At 42.0% G+C, this 18,275-nt stretch carries 16 protein-coding genes; 10 read left to right on the top strand and 6 right to left on the bottom strand.

Going from position 1 to position 18,275, the window contains the following annotated elements:
* Positions 1-89: 89 nt before the first annotated feature.
* Positions 90-899 carry a hypothetical protein gene (locus MLE17_RS09685; protein WP_243348590.1) on the bottom strand — a complete coding sequence of 270 codons (810 nt, stop codon included), beginning with the start codon at positions 897-899 and terminating at the stop codon, positions 90-92.
* Positions 900-1,225: 326 nt separating this feature from the next.
* A complete protein-coding gene (locus MLE17_RS09680) occupies positions 1,226-2,500 on the bottom strand; it encodes a hypothetical protein (RefSeq protein WP_243348589.1) in 1,275 nt (424 codons plus the stop codon).
* 675 nt (positions 2,501-3,175) lie between these two features.
* Here MLE17_RS09680 and MLE17_RS09675 point away from each other — a divergent pair.
* The 9 genes from MLE17_RS09675 to MLE17_RS09635 all read left to right on the top strand — a co-directional run bounded on the left by MLE17_RS09675 (position 3,176) and on the right by MLE17_RS09635 (position 13,443).
* Positions 3,176-3,928 carry a polysaccharide deacetylase family protein gene (locus tag MLE17_RS09675; RefSeq protein WP_243348588.1) on the top strand — a complete coding sequence of 251 codons (753 nt, stop codon included), beginning with the start codon at positions 3,176-3,178 and terminating at the stop codon, positions 3,926-3,928.
* A gap of 158 nt (positions 3,929-4,086) precedes the next feature.
* Positions 4,087-5,337, top strand: coding sequence for a glycoside hydrolase family 28 protein (locus MLE17_RS09670; RefSeq protein WP_243348587.1), 1,251 nt, complete (start codon positions 4,087-4,089; stop codon positions 5,335-5,337).
* A 432-nt stretch (positions 5,338-5,769) separates the two neighbouring features.
* Positions 5,770-7,386, top strand: coding sequence for a right-handed parallel beta-helix repeat-containing protein (locus MLE17_RS09665; RefSeq protein ID WP_243348586.1), 1,617 nt, complete (start codon positions 5,770-5,772; stop codon positions 7,384-7,386).
* Positions 7,387-7,621: 235 nt separating this feature from the next.
* Positions 7,622-8,365 carry a rhamnogalacturonan acetylesterase gene (locus MLE17_RS09660; RefSeq protein WP_243348585.1) on the top strand — a complete coding sequence of 248 codons (744 nt, stop codon included), beginning with the start codon at positions 7,622-7,624 and terminating at the stop codon, positions 8,363-8,365.
* A 66-nt stretch (positions 8,366-8,431) separates the two neighbouring features.
* Positions 8,432-9,805: a glycoside hydrolase family 28 protein gene (locus MLE17_RS09655; RefSeq protein WP_243348584.1), complete on the top strand. Its 1,374-nt coding sequence runs from the start codon at positions 8,432-8,434 to the stop codon at positions 9,803-9,805.
* A 678-nt stretch (positions 9,806-10,483) separates the two neighbouring features.
* A complete protein-coding gene (locus MLE17_RS09650) occupies positions 10,484-11,596 on the top strand; it encodes an endonuclease/exonuclease/phosphatase family protein (RefSeq protein ID WP_243348583.1) in 1,113 nt (370 codons plus the stop codon).
* Between the two features lie 77 nt (positions 11,597-11,673).
* Positions 11,674-12,456, top strand: a complete 783-nt coding sequence (locus MLE17_RS09645) for a hypothetical protein (protein WP_243348582.1) — start codon at positions 11,674-11,676, stop codon at positions 12,454-12,456.
* A gap of 112 nt (positions 12,457-12,568) precedes the next feature.
* Complete coding sequence (locus MLE17_RS09640) at positions 12,569-12,931, top strand: Mth938-like domain-containing protein (RefSeq protein WP_243348581.1); 363 nt, start codon at positions 12,569-12,571, stop codon at positions 12,929-12,931.
* A gap of 56 nt (positions 12,932-12,987) precedes the next feature.
* Positions 12,988-13,443, top strand: coding sequence for an aminoacyl-tRNA deacylase (locus MLE17_RS09635; RefSeq protein WP_243348580.1), 456 nt, complete (start codon positions 12,988-12,990; stop codon positions 13,441-13,443).
* 101 nt (positions 13,444-13,544) lie between these two features.
* Here MLE17_RS09635 and MLE17_RS09630 read toward each other — a convergent pair whose 3' ends face one another.
* From MLE17_RS09630 to MLE17_RS09615, 4 genes are all read right to left on the bottom strand, one after another.
* Positions 13,545-14,753, bottom strand: a complete 1,209-nt coding sequence (locus tag MLE17_RS09630) for a bifunctional 3,4-dihydroxy-2-butanone-4-phosphate synthase/GTP cyclohydrolase II (RefSeq protein ID WP_243348579.1) — start codon at positions 14,751-14,753, stop codon at positions 13,545-13,547.
* A gap of 4 nt (positions 14,754-14,757) precedes the next feature.
* Positions 14,758-16,653: an LptF/LptG family permease gene (locus tag MLE17_RS09625; protein WP_243348578.1), complete on the bottom strand. Its 1,896-nt coding sequence runs from the start codon at positions 16,651-16,653 to the stop codon at positions 14,758-14,760.
* Positions 16,654-16,713: 60 nt separating this feature from the next.
* Positions 16,714-17,097 carry an START-like domain-containing protein gene (locus MLE17_RS09620; RefSeq protein ID WP_243348720.1) on the bottom strand — a complete coding sequence of 128 codons (384 nt, stop codon included), beginning with the start codon at positions 17,095-17,097 and terminating at the stop codon, positions 16,714-16,716.
* Positions 17,098-17,256: 159 nt separating this feature from the next.
* On the bottom strand, positions 17,257-17,814 hold the full coding sequence (locus MLE17_RS09615) for an NUDIX hydrolase (protein ID WP_243348577.1): 558 nt from the start codon (positions 17,812-17,814) through the stop codon (positions 17,257-17,259).
* Between the two features lie 245 nt (positions 17,815-18,059).
* Between MLE17_RS09615 and MLE17_RS09610 the strand changes: the two genes are divergently transcribed.
* Positions 18,060-18,275 carry a DUF4492 domain-containing protein gene (locus MLE17_RS09610; protein ID WP_243348719.1) on the top strand — a complete coding sequence of 72 codons (216 nt, stop codon included), beginning with the start codon at positions 18,060-18,062 and terminating at the stop codon, positions 18,273-18,275.

Genomic DNA, 18,275 nt, shown 5'->3' with positions numbered 1-18,275 from the left:
TCCATAGAAAATATTGAAGTAGCGTCCCTGGATATTAATTATCATCATCGGGGTGTTCAGCTGATAACCACGAATCTCCCCAATTCCAATCAGAATATCTTCAATATCCGTCCGGTTCCCGTTTGCTTCATCTTCTCGATTTGTCCCGCAGCATTAGCCTTGCCAAAGACAATTCCCATTCCCAGTACAAGTGAATAGCCGGATAAAACCTCATCCTTTTCAAGGAAATCGGTATTCAAAGTACATTCGATTCGTTCGCTGATAGCGGAAGTAGAGAGCCATTCACTTTCAAAAGTACGACAAGCGCCTATCCATCCCTCTTTGGTTGATGTGTAGTCTTTGCCTTCTGCTTCTCTATACACATCCGGGATAAACGCCAGATTTACCATTACCCTGTAGTAAGGCATATTGATTTCGTTTACCAGATGGTAAGCCGGGTCGATAGGCGGTAAGGATAAAGTGGCGGATAAAGCCTCTCTGTCCACTTTGTATTCAGGCATTACGCTCAGTATCTGTCCGAATATTCGTCTCCGGTTGGGACTGAAACCCTCCAGCACCTCACCGTACTTACTGAGATAGACCCCTCTGAAGCCCTGCTCATGCTCCGTATCCATCAGTTGTATCTTTTTGCACAAGGCATTGAGTGTGCCAATCACCGGATAATCCGCCTGTGCGAATACATCGTGCAGCCCTTTGAATATCAGTCTTGACATCTTTGTACAGCCTGACCATTCACTGTTATTCTTGCGTACCTTTTCAAAATTAGGGTGTTTCTTAATCTTGTTTTTACTTGGTCCGCCTTTGGTGCGTACAATGGTTTTATCACAACCTGCCATTTTGTAGAAAGAGAGATTGCGGATCTTTCCTTCTATCTCAAATAAATTCTCCGCTTTTGCCATTTTGCAGTCTATTTATTATACAATGTTTTCAAAGGTAGCTCTTCTGTTGATTATATCCAACTCCGTATCATATTATATATAATACCTTATACCGTACTTACTTTTTCCATAGATATCTCATATTATATTATAATATGGGATATCCATGGGTTATCTATAGGATATCCTTGGAATTATAAATAATCAGTATACTTGTTGGTACGGAAATGGTACGGAGCAAGGGGTTGTGAAGTGGGGCGTTTTTAGGCAGGAAATGAGAGGTGAACCTTTTCCAAAGTACAAAACTTTGGAAAAGTGAGAGGAATGGGTGTTGAGCTTATATTCCGCTAACACGACATTGGTGAATCCGAGGGTATTTCCTGTTCATCGTATTTATGAAGATAATGTTCAATAAGATTAGCGGTAGATTGAATGTCTGTTTTGTCTGTTAAAATCGGGGCAATCGTCTTTAGCTCAGTTAATTTACCGCAACCGATTTTCTTAAACAACCTGCACACACTCTCGTTTCCTGCAAAATCTTCCGAATAGAAAGAGGATAGTTTGTCCAAAGCGAGATAGCTCTTGTCCGCTTTATTCAGTCCGGTAAGCTCTTCCAGTTTGTCCGCTTCCGGTGTGTCGCTGTTTGTAACCAGCAAAAAGGTCTTAATGAGTAATGCCCCTTCTACTATCGAGCAGAGCAAATACCCCACTTTTATTCGATTGATTGCAAATTCGATTAAAATACGGCCCTTGTAATGAATAATTTTAGGATTCAAAAAAGCAGTGACTAAAAGCATCTGAATCAGTCCGAGAGGAATAGTATCAATTCGTTCGGTTAGACGGTTAATGGCATGGGTCTGGATATATACCTCTATAGGTAAATCAGCAAGCCCACATTTTAAACCAAGTTTTCCTGGTGTAATTGTTGGCCAGACTTCAGTTCCAAAGGGTTTTGCCCATCCAAGCCGATATCCGGTTCTCTTTTTCTGATCAATTACAAAAGTTCTGGTTTCCGGTATCGTCTGGTGAATGATTATGGTGTTATGTAGCTTTAACGTTTTATTGTTTACTATTGGTTTTTCATTAATCCAAAGCAGTCGTTCGAAGGTATTAGCTTCATAGCAGAGATAGCTAACGCATTCAATTAAAATCTGCACAGACTGTAATTGCATTCCATTTTGTCCGTTACCTGGTTTATCGGATATAAAATCCTCAAATTCATGCTCTAAGATGGAGGTCTCTTTAAATTTTTTCTTGCTGTCTTCATTTTCTATCATGTATATAAACGACAGGAATATTTCAAAATAATCCCCGATAGTTATCTCATATTCAGGATTCTGGAATTGAATATAATCTTTATGGTAAATCGACATAAATATGTCTCTTCCTGTATTCAGCAATTCCGGCGAGATGTGGCAGGAATCATCGGCAACAATCTGCAAGGTATTGTACCTACACATAAAAAGACGTTCTTTAAATGATTCGGAAAGTAACTTATAGGTGTCACCTTTTCCCAGACCCATTAAAATGGTATGTAGTTTACGCAGGAAGATATTGCGTTGTTGTGCAATAGCCTCTTTCTGACATTTATAGCTGTTGACCGGCTTCTTCTTTTTACTCATGGCAAATGGATTGTGTGGTGTGGATTACTATGTCTTGTTTTCATGGTAGGGTTGCCCCATTCGCAAATATAATGATTTTAATATACCATTGAGCGGGGAATCTCATTTATCACTTTCCATACGGAGAATGATCACTTCCGCATATATGGTGTGCCATTCTTTACTTACAGTAACCGCCAGATGTTTGATCAGGCCATGGGGGCTGAGTTTGTTGTATCGGGATGAGGTTGATGTTCGCTCACTAACTTTTCCAAAGTTCGAAGCTTTGGAAAAGTTGGTCGAAGTCGTAATATACCGCCGGTTAAACGTCGTTTAGAGGGTATTTAACCGGCGGTTTTATCTTTGTATTTGTTATCGCTGCTCGAGGAACCGGATTTACCTAGCACCCGAATCAAATATTGGGCAGCTGGAAGGATTGTAAAAGATCTACTTTGCAGAATCATCCATTCATTTTTCGAAAACATTATTGATTTTCACGAGGAACTTAAACAGGCTCTTAGTTGAACCAATGTATTTGGTAGGTTATATAGAAAGACTTGGCACAGGAACAGGTGATATTGTTCGCATAGTCAGGGAAAACGCGGACAGTCAAAACAGAAATAAACTCCGACATTAATTGGAGTAGTGATTTCCTGAAAAGCTCTACCTTCGGGCACTCAAAGAAAATCTAATAGTATGAAGAAATATCTTATCGTTTTATTGAGTCTCTTGTTGGGGGCTTTCTCATCGCAAGCAGCCAATAAATTAAAGAAAGAAAAGGCTCCCATTGTAGTATTGACTTTTGACGATGCCGTAATCAGCCATTACGAAGTGGTGGCACCATTGTTGAAGAAATACCATTTTGGCGGGACATTCTTCGTCTGCGAGTTTCCCCGTCAGGCGCCTGAGGATTCTCTCAAATATATGACCTGGTCACAAATTGCAGAATTGAATAAGATGGGATTTGAGATTGGGAACCACACCCGCACCCACAAGCATGTCAACAAAATGAACCGGGCAAAAATGAACGAGGAGTTGGGATACATCGAAATGAAATGTAAACAGTATGGCATTCCCAAACCTGTTTCTTTTGCCTATCCCGGGTATGATACCGACTCGTTGTCTCAGGTCGTTTTGCCTGAAATGGGATACCGGTTTGGACGAACCGGAGGTAGTAAGGTCTATATCCCGGGTGAGCAAAAAACGTTGCTTATCCCTAGTTTTAGTACGACTGGAACTACAGAAAAAGCCCGCGAACGTGTCATGAAAGTGCTGCAGGAAGCCCAACCCGGTCAGATTATCGTCTTTACCATACATGGCGTGCCAGATACTGCTCATCCTTCGGTATCGACTTCTCCCGTATATTTTACCGAATACCTGCAATATATGCACGACCATCATTTCAAGGTTATCGCGATGCGTAATCTGGGAAAATATATTGATAAGTAGTAAGTTACGTCTTTTTGTTCGGTAGGAGTGTTTGTAAGACGGGATATTCTTCCATAGAATAAGTACAATTCTACATTATTTCATGAGAAATAACGATTAGTTTTGTCTAACCTACCACAACAGTGTAAACCATCTAATAAATCGGACTGAAACGTTCTATGAAAAGAGTATTATTGTTTTTTTGTTTAGCATCAGTGGCTTTTACGGCAAAGTCGAAGGATTATGTGATTACTGATTTTGGCGTTAGTGCTGATAGTACAAAACTCAACACGGTTGGAATCCAAAAGGTGATTGACAAAGCCTCTGTTGAAGGGGGAGGTACAATTGTAGTTCCCAAAGGCGTGTTCCTCTCAGGCGCACTCTTCTTCAAACCTCATACCAAACTTCGTCTAATGGAAGGTGCCGTGCTGAAGGGTTCGGATAACATTGCCCATTATCCCCTGATACCATCCCGTATGGAGGGCAAATGCCTGAATTATTACGCAGCCCTTATCAATGCCTACAAAGTGGATAGTTTCAGCATCACCGGTGCAGGTACAATCAATGGCAATGGCGCCAAATTCTGGAGTTATTTCTGGGCTTACCGCGACTCGATGAAGCTGTTGAAAAAATCGGCTACCAATCTGGAGGTTCATCGTCCCCGTTTACTTTTCATCTGGGGATGCAATAATGTAACGATTTCAAATACGAAGTTGTGTAATTCGGGATTCTGGACAACCCATTTGTACCAATGCAATAATGTGTTGATTGAAAATTGCCAGATACGCTCACCGTTCAAACCGGTTAAGGCACCCAGTACAGACGGAATTGATATCGATGTATGCAAAAAAGTAACGATTCGAAAGTGCTATATCTCGGTCAATGATGACGCCGTTTGTGTAAAAGGAGGTAAAGGCCCTTATGCGCATAAACAACCGGAAAACGGAATCGTTGAGGATGTGCTTGTCGAAGATTGTACCTTTGGTGAATCGCACGGCGTATTAACTCTGGGCAGTGAAAGTGTCCATGCGCGTAATATTACTCTCCGCAACTGTAAGGTGACCAGCAATACACCGCTATTGCGTATCAAAATGCGCCCGGATACCTATCAGGTGTTTGAAAATGTGACGGTAGATAATGTAACCGGTAGTTGTGGCTCAGTGATTGACCTGAAGCCCTGGAAACAGTTTTTCAATATGGAGGGAAGCAAGGAAAAGCCTTACGGGATAATCCGTAATATCACTCTGTCAAATATCAAGGTAAAATGTACCCAGTTTGGCGAGATTGCCGGCAATCCTTTGGATAAAGTATCCAACTTTGTTCTTAAAAACATCGAGGTTACAGCCAAAACACCGGAACTGAAGACCAAATACCCGGAGGTGAAAGCGGTTAATGTAATGGTTAACGGTGCTCCATTGGTAATGAAATAAATTGCATTTATCAGACTAATAACAAGAAAGAGAATTCCAGATACGAGTTTCTGCGTCCGGCAGAGCAGTGTAAGTTGGAGGGAATTTCAGTGAGCGGATGATTTTGGAGTCATTCGCTCACTGACGTCCTGGGTTGATTTGGTGTGGTTTACCCGGCTAATGTCAATGGAAAGAAAGCGGCTTTCTTTGATCCGTTTGCCAACGACCAGGATTGGGCTCTGGTTTATTATCTGAAAACATTAGATTCATATAAATTCAAATAAGGAAGTTCCAAACCAGCCGGTGGAGAAGGTGTGATTTAAATCTTTTATGGTGATTTATCTCCGTTGTGTAAGATAAAGCATGGATTTGTACAATCGACCATATTAAAGAGCTTATTGGTCATTTAACTTTGTGATTGATACTTTATTGACCTTGTTAAGAAATTACACTATGAAACGATTTATCTCATTCCTCTCTTTTCTGTTGTTGATTTCCCTTTCCGGAATCTCTGCCAGGAACTATTATGTTGCCACAAATGGCAATGATACAACAGGTACCGGTGCTATTTCAGCTCCTTACGCCACAATAATGAAAGCACAGCAATACGTTGTTGCGGGTGATACTGTATTTGTGCGTGGAGGAACCTATAAAATGACGGAGGCTCAAATATACAAAGAGGAGAGCATCTGGGCCTATACGCACTATCTCGATAAAAGCGGAACCTCTGCGACAAGCCGTATTTGCTATTTTGCCTACCCGGGAGAGCAACCGGTATTTGACCTCTCCAATGTGAAGCCTTCCGGATACCGGAATACCATTTTCTATACCAAAGGTTCCTGGTTGCACATCAAAGGTCTGGAAGTAATCGGGGTGCAGGTGACCATCACAACGCATACGCAGTCGGAGTGCTTCCGCAATGAAGGCAGCAATAATATCTTCGAACAGCTGAAAATGCACGACGGTATGGGTATTGGTTTCTATCTGACCAAAGGTGCAAATAACCTGATCCTGAATTGCGATGCGTATCGTAACTATGATAGTGTTTCCGAGTCAGGTGCGGGAGGAAATACGGATGGATTCGGACTTCATCCGGCCAAAGGTGGTACCGGAAATGTAATCCGGGGCTGTCGTGCATGGTTTAACAGCGACGATGGTTACGATTGTATCAACTCGGCAGAAAGCGTCACCTTTGATAACTGCTGGGCATTTTACAACGGATATGATGCCTCGTTTGTTAAGCATGGTGATGGCAACGGCTTCAAAGCCGGAGGTTACGGACAGGCTCCTGCCATTTCCAGTCTGCCCAGCCCGATTCCTTCCAATACGATCAAAAATTGTCTGGCTTACCGGAACAAGGCAAATGGATTTTATGCCAATCATCATGTGGTAACCGGCAGCAAGTGGAATAACAATACGGCGTATCGTAATTCGACCAATTACAATATGCTGAGTCAGCGACTGACCAAGAGTCCAACGACAGGAGCGGATACGACCATCGATTGTCCGGGAATCAACCACATCCTGCACAATAATATCTCCTTCAAATATTCAACTTTGAAGGATACGGTAAATCTGGGAACGTCAGTGAATACATTTAATACGTTCTCTCCCGGAATTGCAGTAGTGGTCGATGCTAATGATTTTGTTAGTCTCGATGAATCTTTGCTGATAGCACCCCGGCAGGCAGACGGCAGTCTCCCAAATAACGGTTTTCTAAGGCTTAAAACAGGCAGTGACCTGATTGATAAAGGAACGAATGTCGGTTATCCTTTTGTGGGCATAGCTCCCGACCTGGGCGCTTTTGAATACCAATCGACAAATACGGCTGTGTCAGAAGTTCAAAAAGAGAAAAAAGTGGCTTTCTACCCCAATCCCGCCCAAACAGCAATTAACTTCGGAAATAATTCTTTCAGGCATTTATCCATATATGATCTTAGCGGAAAGAGGCTGGTGGATACTCCTTATATGCCAAGCGTAGATGTTTCATCACTCAATAAAGGATGCTATCTGGTAAAAATTGAAAGAGAGGAGGGCAGTAGCCTTATTGAAAAGATGATTAAAGAATAATTATTAAGGGATTTAAAGCAAAGAGAGAGGTTGTCCGGATGCAAGATCGCCGCTTTCTTTGTTTGAATACCCAATGGAGCGTCGAATATGAAAGCATAAAAGCCGTTTGTGGCCGTTTGTCCAGCCAAAATGTACAAATCTGCATTTGGATGAATCCGGTTAAGCGTAGTTTTGCTTCTGAAATAAAGGACCGTTTGGATAAGCCACAGCGGTCATTTACCTAAATATCATAACTATGAGAATCTTCAAAACACTTTTATTCTTATTCCTTTCAGTAATTACCATACTCTCTTTCAAAACAGCTGAGAAAGTAAACATTTGGATGATTGGCGATTCGACCATGGCATCCAAAAAGCCGGAACGCGCTCCCGAATCTGGTTGGGGAGTGGCAATGAGTGACTTTGCAAAGGCGAATGCAGTCATCCATAACCATGCCGCGAGTGGTCGCAGTACAAAAAGCTATATTGATGAGAAGCGCTGGGAAGCGGTTTGCGATAGCATTAAGCCGGGGGATTACGTCATTATCCAGTTTGGTCACAACGATGAGAAACCCGATTCACCCCTTCACACCGATCCTTACACAACCTATCAGCAAAATCTGAAGAAGTTTGTAGAGGAAACCCGCATCAAAGGTGGAATACCCATTATCTGTTCATCCATTGTACGTCGTCATTTCGATGGCAAAGGCGACTTACTCAATTCACATGGGGAATACATCAATGCTGCCCGACTGATTGCAGAGCAAACTCAGACCTCTTACGTGGATATGGAGGCTCAGACGCGTCAGTTGATATCCCAATTAGGCTCTGAGAAATCGAAATCCTTATACACATTCTGCAAACCGGGTGAATATAAGGGGCGAATGAAAGGCGTGCAGGACTCTACGCATCTGAATAATGATGGTGCACGTCAGGTAGCCGCCTTGTTTGTCTCGGAAGTAAAACACCTGAAACTGTCGTTGGCAAAATATTTGAAGTAAAAGGACTGGTTTTGCCACTCATGTTTTGCACATAACTACTATTTAACTACAATAAATATTCTGATTATGAAAAATGCAGCATTATCGCTGATTCTCTTATTCTCTATTCCACTGTTTGCTTCGAATAAAGCGGAAGGAACCATCAACGTAAAATCCGTAAACGTTACTGCGCCTTTTAAGATGCCGGCCATTAAGTATCCTGATTTTGCAAAATGTAAAAGACTTTCCATTACAGATTTCGGGGCTGTAAGGGGCGATAAAGGTAAAACGACTCAGGCTATTGCAAAAGCCATTGAGGAAGCCAATAAGCAGGGCGGTGGGGTAGTGGTCATTCCCGAAGGCGAATGGCTCACCGGAGCAGTTCACCTGAAAAGTAACGTCAACCTTCACCTGAATAAGGGCGCTGTACTATTATTTTCAGAAAATCCGAAAGATTATCTGCCTGCCGTTCATTCCTCCTGGGAAGGACTGGAGTGTTACAACTATTCTCCACTGATTTATGCGTATCAGTGTAAAAACATTGCGATAACCGGACAGGGCGAGATCAGGGCTAAAATGGATGTCTGGAAGATCTGGTCAAAACGTCCGAGTGGTCACATGAACAGCCTCAAACGCCTTTACTACATGGCTTATGAGAATGTGCCTGTGGCTCAACGCATGATGGTGAACGGTTCGGCCAATTTCCGTCCGCAATTTATCCAGATAAACCGTTGTGAAAATGTCCTGCTCGATGGATTTAAGATCAGGAACAGCCCATTTTGGACAGTTCACCTTTACCTTTCCAAAGACATTGTGATGCGTAACCTTGATATTTATGCACACGGTCACAACAATGACGGCCTCGATCCGGAAATGAGCCAGAATGTTTTAGTGGAAAATGTCGTGTTTGATCAGGGAGACGATGCCATTGCTGTGAAATCAGGCCGCGCTCCCGAAGGATGGCGTACTCAGACACCTTCAAAGAATATTGTAATCCGTAACTGCACCATGAAGAATGGTCACCAGTTGCTTGCCGTCGGCACAGAAATATCCGGGGGAGTAGAGAATGTCTTTGTCAATAATTGCCATACAACGGATAGCGTAAAGATGTTTAACATCGTCTTTATCAAGACCAACGAACGTATGGGAGGATATGTAAATAATATTTATGTATCCAATGTAAGTGGCGGAAAGATGGATTATGGAGTGCTCGGCATCGAAACCGATGTGCTGTACCAATGGAAAGACCTGGTTCCAACCATCGAAAAGCGTCTTACCCCGATCAAGAACATTTATCTGGATAATGTAAAAGCAAGCAGTGCGAAGTTTGTTTCCAGAATATTAGGCAATAAAGAGCTGCCGGTGGAGAATGTTTCGCTCAAAAATGTGTCGGTAGGTACTATGAGTGGCAACCAGAAAAACATTCAGGAGAATGTAATCAACTTTAGTACTGGCAAATAAATAGGGGGCACTTTATCAGGATGTTACAGGTCCGAAGTGCCTGTATATTCAGGACGAGATTTGCCTGATTAGTGCGTTGATCAGGTAAACAATAGATGGACAAATAGGAACGATAGATTATTCAGCCGTTTCTATTTGTCCATTTTTGCTTGAATTGCCATTTTATGTATTGTGCAGATGCGCTACCTCAGTCTCTATAGTAAGCCATTGTAGCGCTACATTTCACTACTATAGTCTCTAAAGTTGCACACTGCACGATACAATGTGCAGCCTTAGTCTCGTAGGTAAGCCAATGTATCTCTACATTGTACTACTCTGGTCTCTGGGTTTGCCGGTTGCAACGAACAGGGAACAATGTTTGTTTTATCAGACAATTTTTTCGGAACATTGATAGCAAATTTTGGAAAAATATTTAATAGGTTATCTTAGCAATTTTGTTGTATTCACCCATGATTAGCAAGCCCTCAAATCGTATTAATTGATTTGGTTGTATTATCTATAGCAACTAAATCTTTATCCGAACTGTTTTATAAAAGGCAGGCTTTACTTCTCAAAAAAACATTACAACCTGAATCTCTATTTTTGGGGCTAACTAACAATATGCTTTTGCATAGAATTTTACCTAAACCGGTCTTTTACCTATAAGTTCAAGTTAATCAGATCTTAATATTCAAAGAAATGGGAAACAATACTCTGCTGAAACGGACTTGGGGATTCTTCCTACTCTTGCCAATATTTGTCTCCTGCGAAAAACCGGCAACATCTTTCGACGAAGTGGAAGACGCCATCTATTACGAGAAACAACAGAAGGTCGCAGCGCCATCGCCAGACTCTTCAATCCATGTAATGACCTGGAATATCCGTTTTGGAATAGGACGTGGTCCCTGGTTTGGGGATGCTTGCGGATATAAGGTTGTTTATGCGGCAGATGAAGTTATGCCAAATCTGAAGCTTATTGCTGACAAGATAAATCTTTTAAAGCCGGATATCCTTCTGCTGCAGGAGGCTGATATAAAATCAACCCGTTCAGCATACATCAATGAACTCAGATGGTTGCTCGATAACACCTATTTCAACTATGCCGTGTATGGCTCGCAATGGAAAGCGCAATTTATTCCCAGTGATGGATTAGGCCGAATGGATGAGAGCAATGCTATTTTGTCACGTTGGCCGCTGACCAATGCCAAAAGAATCCAGTTGGATTTGCGTAAGGATCAGATTTCCATTGAACGTTATTTTTATGAACGCTGCTGTATGGTTAGGGCAAAGGTTCTGATACCCGGTTTTGAGGATTTCTATGTAGTCAATATCCACGCTTCTGCATTTGCGACAGATGAAACTAAACATCGACATCTGATTGAGTTTAAGGAAGAGTTGGACCGGATTTCAGCTTCAGGAGCCGTTTTTGTCGCGGGTGGCGACCTGAATGAGATTCCTCCGGGCAGTGATTCTACTGATTTTTGCATCGAAGATATGTGTCCGGGGGAATCATTTCACCATCCGGGAGATGATCCGATGCATAGACCGGGTAATAACTATACGCCAGAGGTTGATTGGCTGACTCCGCTTTTTACCGCTTATCGTTCGGCGTTTTCCCTCAGCGAATATATTCAGAACCAGAAAGCCTATTTTACTAGTACGCCACTTCCGGATAAGTTCTGGGAGCGCACGCTTGACTATTTGTTTACAAACTATAGATGGAAGATTGGAGGAACAGTTATTCATCAGGATTTCATTCAGGAGTCAGACCATGTTCCGGTGAGTGGTACGCTCATTTTAAAGAAAAAGTAAAGACTTTTTTCGTCATAAGAAGACAAGAGTTTTGATTGTGAGCAATAGATATTTTCAACTCTTAAAAACGAATGGGAATGTTACGGAAAGCAGCTATAACGTTTACTTTATCAGTACTGTGCTTTGTAAGTATTGCTCAGGAGAACATTTTGTCGGATAGATGGGGGGAGAATACAGCATTTGTTAAGTCGAAAGGCAAATGGGAAAGCGGGTTGGTCCAGTCGCTGCGTTATGGGGTGAGTGATAAGGTAGAGTTTCGTACCAATGCATTATTAATGCCTTTGTTGCCCAATGCCGGAATAAAGATTCTTTATAGTGCCAGAAACGATTACTATCTTTCGGGAGAACATTCGATAAGCTATCCGACACTCTTTCTTAAAGCTGTTAGCTTCAAGGGAACAGGAGGCCTGATTTCTCCTCAGTACGATTTCCCGTTTATTTTGTCAGTAGATAATTCGTTGCTTGTAACGCATCCTGTCGGGACTTCTTCTCTGCTCACATTAAGGGCTGGTGTCTGTTTTGCAATCCATGGATCAACCCCTGATTATCAGTCAACAATTGATCTTCCACTTATATATCCAAGAATGGCACATTATTACAAAGGAGCATCTTTAAGAGGAGGACTATTTTACAAAGGATTGATTTCACAGAAACTATATTGGGAAGCGGGAGCACGGATATTCAGCATCACACGCGATCGGGATAATCTGTTTGCTGAGAATAGTGGTACGTTGATGTGGGCCATAAGTCGTTCTTTGCGGATCAGGGGAGGATATATTCTGGCGTGGGGTAATTATCCCTTCGGAGAACAAATTCAGTTATGGCCAACTATCGATCTTATATTTGGCAGTAAACTATAATTCTTTTTCACTTCAATTATCACAATCGAAGCAGGATATTTAAAAGCAACTACAACATGCAACCTTGCTGAATATAAATGTGTTGTATTGTTATAATCAGAAAGAATGTATTATGAAACCAACTATTGATACTACAACATTCGGAAGTATAACCATTAACGGGAATCTGTATGATTACGATGTAATGATCGGGTTAAACGGCCATATAAGAAGAAGAATGAAAGAGTTGTCTTCCGGAAAATACGGTACTTCACACAAGATTTCACTGGAAGAGGCCATCTATATTTTTGAGAAGGGAGCGAAGCAAATCATTATTGGAACCGGTCAGACGGGATATGTTGTGCTTTCGGAAGAAGCCAACCAGTTCTTTAAGGATCATGGTTGCACCATCACCCTGTTGCCCACTCCCAGAGCTATACTGGCATGGAATTCAGCCGAAGGCTTTGTGGTCGGAGTTTTCCATGTTACCTGCTGATATCCTTTATTAGTTCTATTATCAAGTAAGAAAGTTACACCTAAACCTTTATCATTATGCCAGTACGTAAATTAATTGAGTTCCTCAGGGAAAACAGCATCAAGTTTGTTGTCATCAGCCATTCTCCGGCTTATACAGCGCTGGAGATTGCCGAATCAGCCCATGTGCCCGGGCAAGTATTGGCAAAAACCGTGATGGTTGATATTGACGGTCAATTAGCCATGGCGGTATTGCCTGCCTCCCGTATGATTAATCTGGAATTACTAAAAGAGTCTGTTGGCGCAAAAAATGTAATTCTATCCTGTGAACAGGAGTTTGCCCGCAGATTTCCCGGTTGTGAACTGGGTGCGATGCCTCCATTTGGTAATCTCTTCGGAATGGAAGTGTATGTCTCTCCTGATTTAGCTGAAGATGACGAGATTGCATTCAATGCAGGTTCGCTATCGGAACTAATCCTGCTTTCGTATAAAGACTATGTCCGTTTGGTAAATCCTAAGATTGTGAAGTTCTGATGGATTAATAAATCAGACGGAGAGAAAAGACAGAGAGCCACGAAAGAATTTTACTTTCGCGGCTCTCTATTATATTAGAATGTATCGTGATTCTCTGAATACTAAAGGTTCTTCAGGTTGTGTCCCATTCTTTCCTTTTTCGTTTTCATGTAAAACTCATTATAAGGATTGTGAGAAACCTCGATAGGAACATTTTCTATCACTTCCAAACCGTAAGCTTCGATGCCAATGCGTTTGATCGGATTGTTGGTCATTAGTCGCATCTTGCTTACACCAATTTCACGAAGAATCTGGGCTCCAACACCATAATCACGCTCATCGGCTTTAAAACCCAGGTGAAGGTTTGCATCGACTGTATCATAACCGTTTTCCTGTAGTTTATAGGCTTTGATTTTATTCATCAGGCCAATGCCTCGGCCTTCCTGATTCATATAAACGACAACGCCTTTACCTTCCTTCTCGATTGTTTTCATCGCAGTATGAAGTTGTTCGCCACATTCACAACGTTTACTGCCGAATATATCTCCGGTTACGCAGGAAGAGTGAACGCGAACCAGGATCGGCTCATCTTTATCCCAGGTTCCCTTGATCAGGGCAACATGTTCGAGACCGTTTGATTTCTGACGGAAAGGGATGAGGCGGAAATCACCGTAATCGGTAGGCATATTGACCTCTTCGCCTTTTTCTACAAGCGATTCTTTTTCCAATAGATAAGAAATCAAAGCCGCCACTGAAATAATCTTCAGATCGTGTTCTTTGGCCATCTCGATCAGTTCCGGTAAACGGGCCATTGTTCCGTCTTCGTTCATAATTTCAACCAACACTCCCGCCGGATACAAACCGGCTAAACGGGCAAGGTCAACAGAGGCTTCGGTATGTCCTGCGCGACGAAGTACACCACGGTTGCGGGCACGAAGCGGGAAGATGTGTCCCGGACGTCCGAAGTCTTCGGGTTTAGCATCTGTCTCACAAAGTCTTTGTATAGTTTTTGCCCTGTCGTGAGCAGAAATACCGGTCGTACATCCGTGGCCTAATAAGTCAATCGAAACCGTAAAAGGGGTTGCATGGAGTGATGTGTTTTTAGTCACCATCATTTCCAGGTCAAGTTCATCGCAACGCTCCTCAGTCAAAGGAGCACAAATCAATCCACGGCCATAGCGTGCCATGAAGTTGATCTTCTCCGGAGTAATCAGTTCGGCAGCAGCAATAAAGTCTCCTTCATTTTCACGATCTTCATCATCTACCACGATCAGTAATTTACCGGCACGAATATCCTCGATAGCTTCTTCTACTGTATTTAATCTAAACATATTGTCAGTTTTTTATTAGATTCGACAATTCCTGATTGATGCGGGTCATTTGCTCGAAATCTTTCAGTAATCGTTTCTGTTGAATTTTTGCATTTATAAATAACACGATACCTATCGGGAAAAGGTATGCCAACGTCGTTCTTATCCATTTTACTTCCGGCACCACATTATATCTTTCTACCGGAATGACCGGATATTCCAATAACTTGAAATAGATATGCTGATCTGTGGAGTTATTCATCTCCTCAACCAGGCTTTCCAGAGCTTTACTTAATTGGATCAATTGATGAGAGTGTGTTCCTTCTTTCCAGAAGCGGACGTAATTCAATTTTCCCTGAGCTTTAAAGCTGTTAACTAAATCGTTTATCAGGTCGTTTTGTTCATCTATCAGTGACAAAACTTTGTTAATATCAGGATTGAACATGACTAACTCCTTGCGTTCCAGTGCTCGTTTGCCTCTTTTGCCAAACAGCTTTTTGAAAAATAACATATAGGCGTCAGAGTTAAGAATCATCGAGTCGCGGGCCGATTTGTAAGTCAGGAACGTGCCAAGCGGCAACAGGACAAAGGAGCTAAGCCACATTCCTTCCCAAGCCGGCCATTTACCATCACGGGCAAGTTTATATCCTGAATAGTCTATCATATAATAAATGATAAACAGAATAACCGAAATTACCACCGGTAATCCAAGACCACCTTTCCGGATAATTGCACCCAGTGGCGCACCGATAAAGAAGAATATCAGACAGGCAAAGGATAGTGTAAACTTTTTGTGCCATTCAATGTAGTGGCGATTAATATTGCCCTCCTGTGAATCGATAAAAAAGCTCTTGTATTCCAGCTCCTGACGGTTTGCTTCTGCAGTAGCAATGGCTCGGGAAAGAGCCGCTGACTTTTCACCGGATTCAGCATCGGCATAAAGGCTGTCCAGATTAATCGGTTTAAATGTTCGGGCAAATGCAGAATCGCTTGGCTGACCCACTTGCAGATAGGTGCTTTGTAGCGGAACGGTATTGATACTTGCCTTTTTGTTGACCTTATTGACACTGTCGATACGCACCTCCATGGAATCGATAGAGTGTCTGAGCTCTGCAATGTTTTTACCGATATACTGGCTTTGTAAGAAGCTGTTGTCAACACGCTTAAAGCTGGCGTCGAATTGGATTAGAATCTGTTTTAAAGTGAAAGACTCCCTGCGGTAGGGGATACTGTTGGAGTTGGAAGCACGCTGTTTCTGGAAGTTCTCAAATGATTCTCCATTGAAAATAGAGAATACCAGAAACTGCTTATCTTCAGTCATTTTTATTTTGGCTGAATCTGCTGCAATGACCCGTGCATTATCAAAACCCTGCGAGAAGTCGTAAATCATAACCTTTCTCAAGGTGCCTGTTTTCGGATCTTTTTTCTCTACATAAATATTGTATCCCTGTATCTGATCATAGAAAACACGTTCCGGAATATCAAGTTCAGGTGATTTCTGGCGGACGGAGAACATGAGACCCCAAAGTTTTACCTGGACTTTGGGCATGACATAGTTTTGGAAGTAAAATGAACCAATGGCAATGACTATCAAGGTGACAATCAGCGACCGCATAATGCGGATGAGCGAGATGCCTGCCGATTTCATGGCCAGTAGTTCGAGACTTTCCCCCAAATTTCCGAACGTCATCAGCGAAGCAAGCAGGATTGATAGCGGTAAGGCCATTGGCACCAGGTTGAGCGCTGCATAAGAGAAAAGTTCTGTCAGGACGGAGATGCTTAGTCCTTTTCCAACCAGTTCATCAACATATTTCCACAAAAACTGCATCAACAAAATGAAGAGGCAGATAAAAAAGGTCATGAAAAAAATAGGCAGAAATGTCTTTAAGACAAACAGGTATAATTTTTTGACACGCAACATGAGCTAACTCTGGTTTTTAGGCTGCAAAGTTAACAAAAAAGCATTATATCCCGCCACAAACTACGCACCAATACGGCGTTTGAGGGTTTCTACCTGACTATTCCAAAGTTCGATGGTGTCTTCGATTTCATCGGGTTCGGAGAAATCGGTAATCTCCAGCGCTGTTTCCCCTGTCAGCTCGGAGGTAGTCACCTTAAATTCGAAATAATATTTGGTGTCAGCGTCTTCTTCCCAACGAAAGCGAATAAAACTGCCGAAACGATTGAGAATCAGATCTGCAATCTGAGGTGTTCGTTGCCAGTAGAAGGTGAATTTCTTTCCATCCACATTTAGATCATCGCAAAACCATTTGCTCAGGCCACTCGGCGTGCCGATGTAAGTCCAAAGTACTGAAAGGGAGATGTTTTTCAGCTCGTATTCGATATGTAGTTTCTCTTTAGACATAGTTTTCATGTATTAAATTATTATGCCCCTAATATATGGGAAATTTATTTAACCGGACAAATAAATTAAAGAGAAAAATTGAGTCAGCGATTGTTTTTCTTGCTTTGGGGAGGTTTTATTGAAATAAAGTTTTTGGGCGTTGTAGTATATGTATAAAAATCAGTCTGTAAGTAAACCCTCTTTACGCAGAATGTGTTCTACCTCCGACATAATCATGGCCGTTGCGCCCCACAGGTGCCGGTTATCCAGCAGATAGGAGGGGATGGTGAACGTTTCACCATGCTCTTCGGTAAAAAGGAATGAATTCTTATTGCTGTGGTGTAAAAGGTTAAAGAGGTCAACTTCATAAAGCCGGGCGACCTCACTGTCCTGGATTTTAAACTGAGGGCGGGCAGTACAATACCCAACGAATGGATACACGATAAAGCCGCTTCGGGGAATGACCAGGGAAGAGAGTTGGCCAATCAGGGTAATTTCATAAGGGTGAACCCCGATTTCCTCTTCTGTTTCCCTGAGAGCAGTCTGATCGAGTGTCATGTCCTCAGGTTCAAACTTGCCTCCGGGCAGACTGATTTGTCCGCTATGGATACCGATTCCATTTTGCTTCAGGGTCAGAACCGTCATGATGCGGTCATTTTCATCGGGATACAACAGAAGCATTACCGCTGAAAGGCGTGCTTTCTTTTCATCCCATTCATGAAGTAATTTTCGCCTCATTTCAGATTCCATAGCTCTGTGAGCCTCGCTTCCAGGCAGCTCATTCTGAAGCAGTCTGGCCAATTGGTTTCTAAATATGTCGAATTTCGTTTTCAAGAATCAATTTAAATAAGGATTGTAATATCCGGATAATTATTTTTCTTACTTTTGCGTTTAACGCTAGTGAAGTTGTTTTAATGTTTGTTTAAACACAACTTTGTTCGCTTCAAAAATAGAGATTTCTTTATAAATAAACAGGGCTTATGATGAGAAATTCGCTGTATAAAGTTTACAGATTCTATTTGGAGGGCTTCAGGAGCATGACTCTCGGGAAAACTTTATGGATGATTATCCTGATTAAACTATTTATCATGTTCGCCGTTTTAAAGGTATTCTTTTTCCCTAATTTCCTTAACTCCAGATTTGAAATGAAAGAGCAGAAAGCCGATTATGTCGGAAAGGAACTTATTCAAAGGAAGTAA

This window comes from Parabacteroides sp. FAFU027, from assembly GCF_022808675.1.
In the GTDB taxonomy this organism is placed as follows: domain Bacteria; phylum Bacteroidota; class Bacteroidia; order Bacteroidales; family UBA7332; genus CAXXIC01.
The sequence above is the reverse complement of the archived record's forward strand: the minus strand, read 5'-3'. Positions and strand labels throughout refer to the sequence as shown.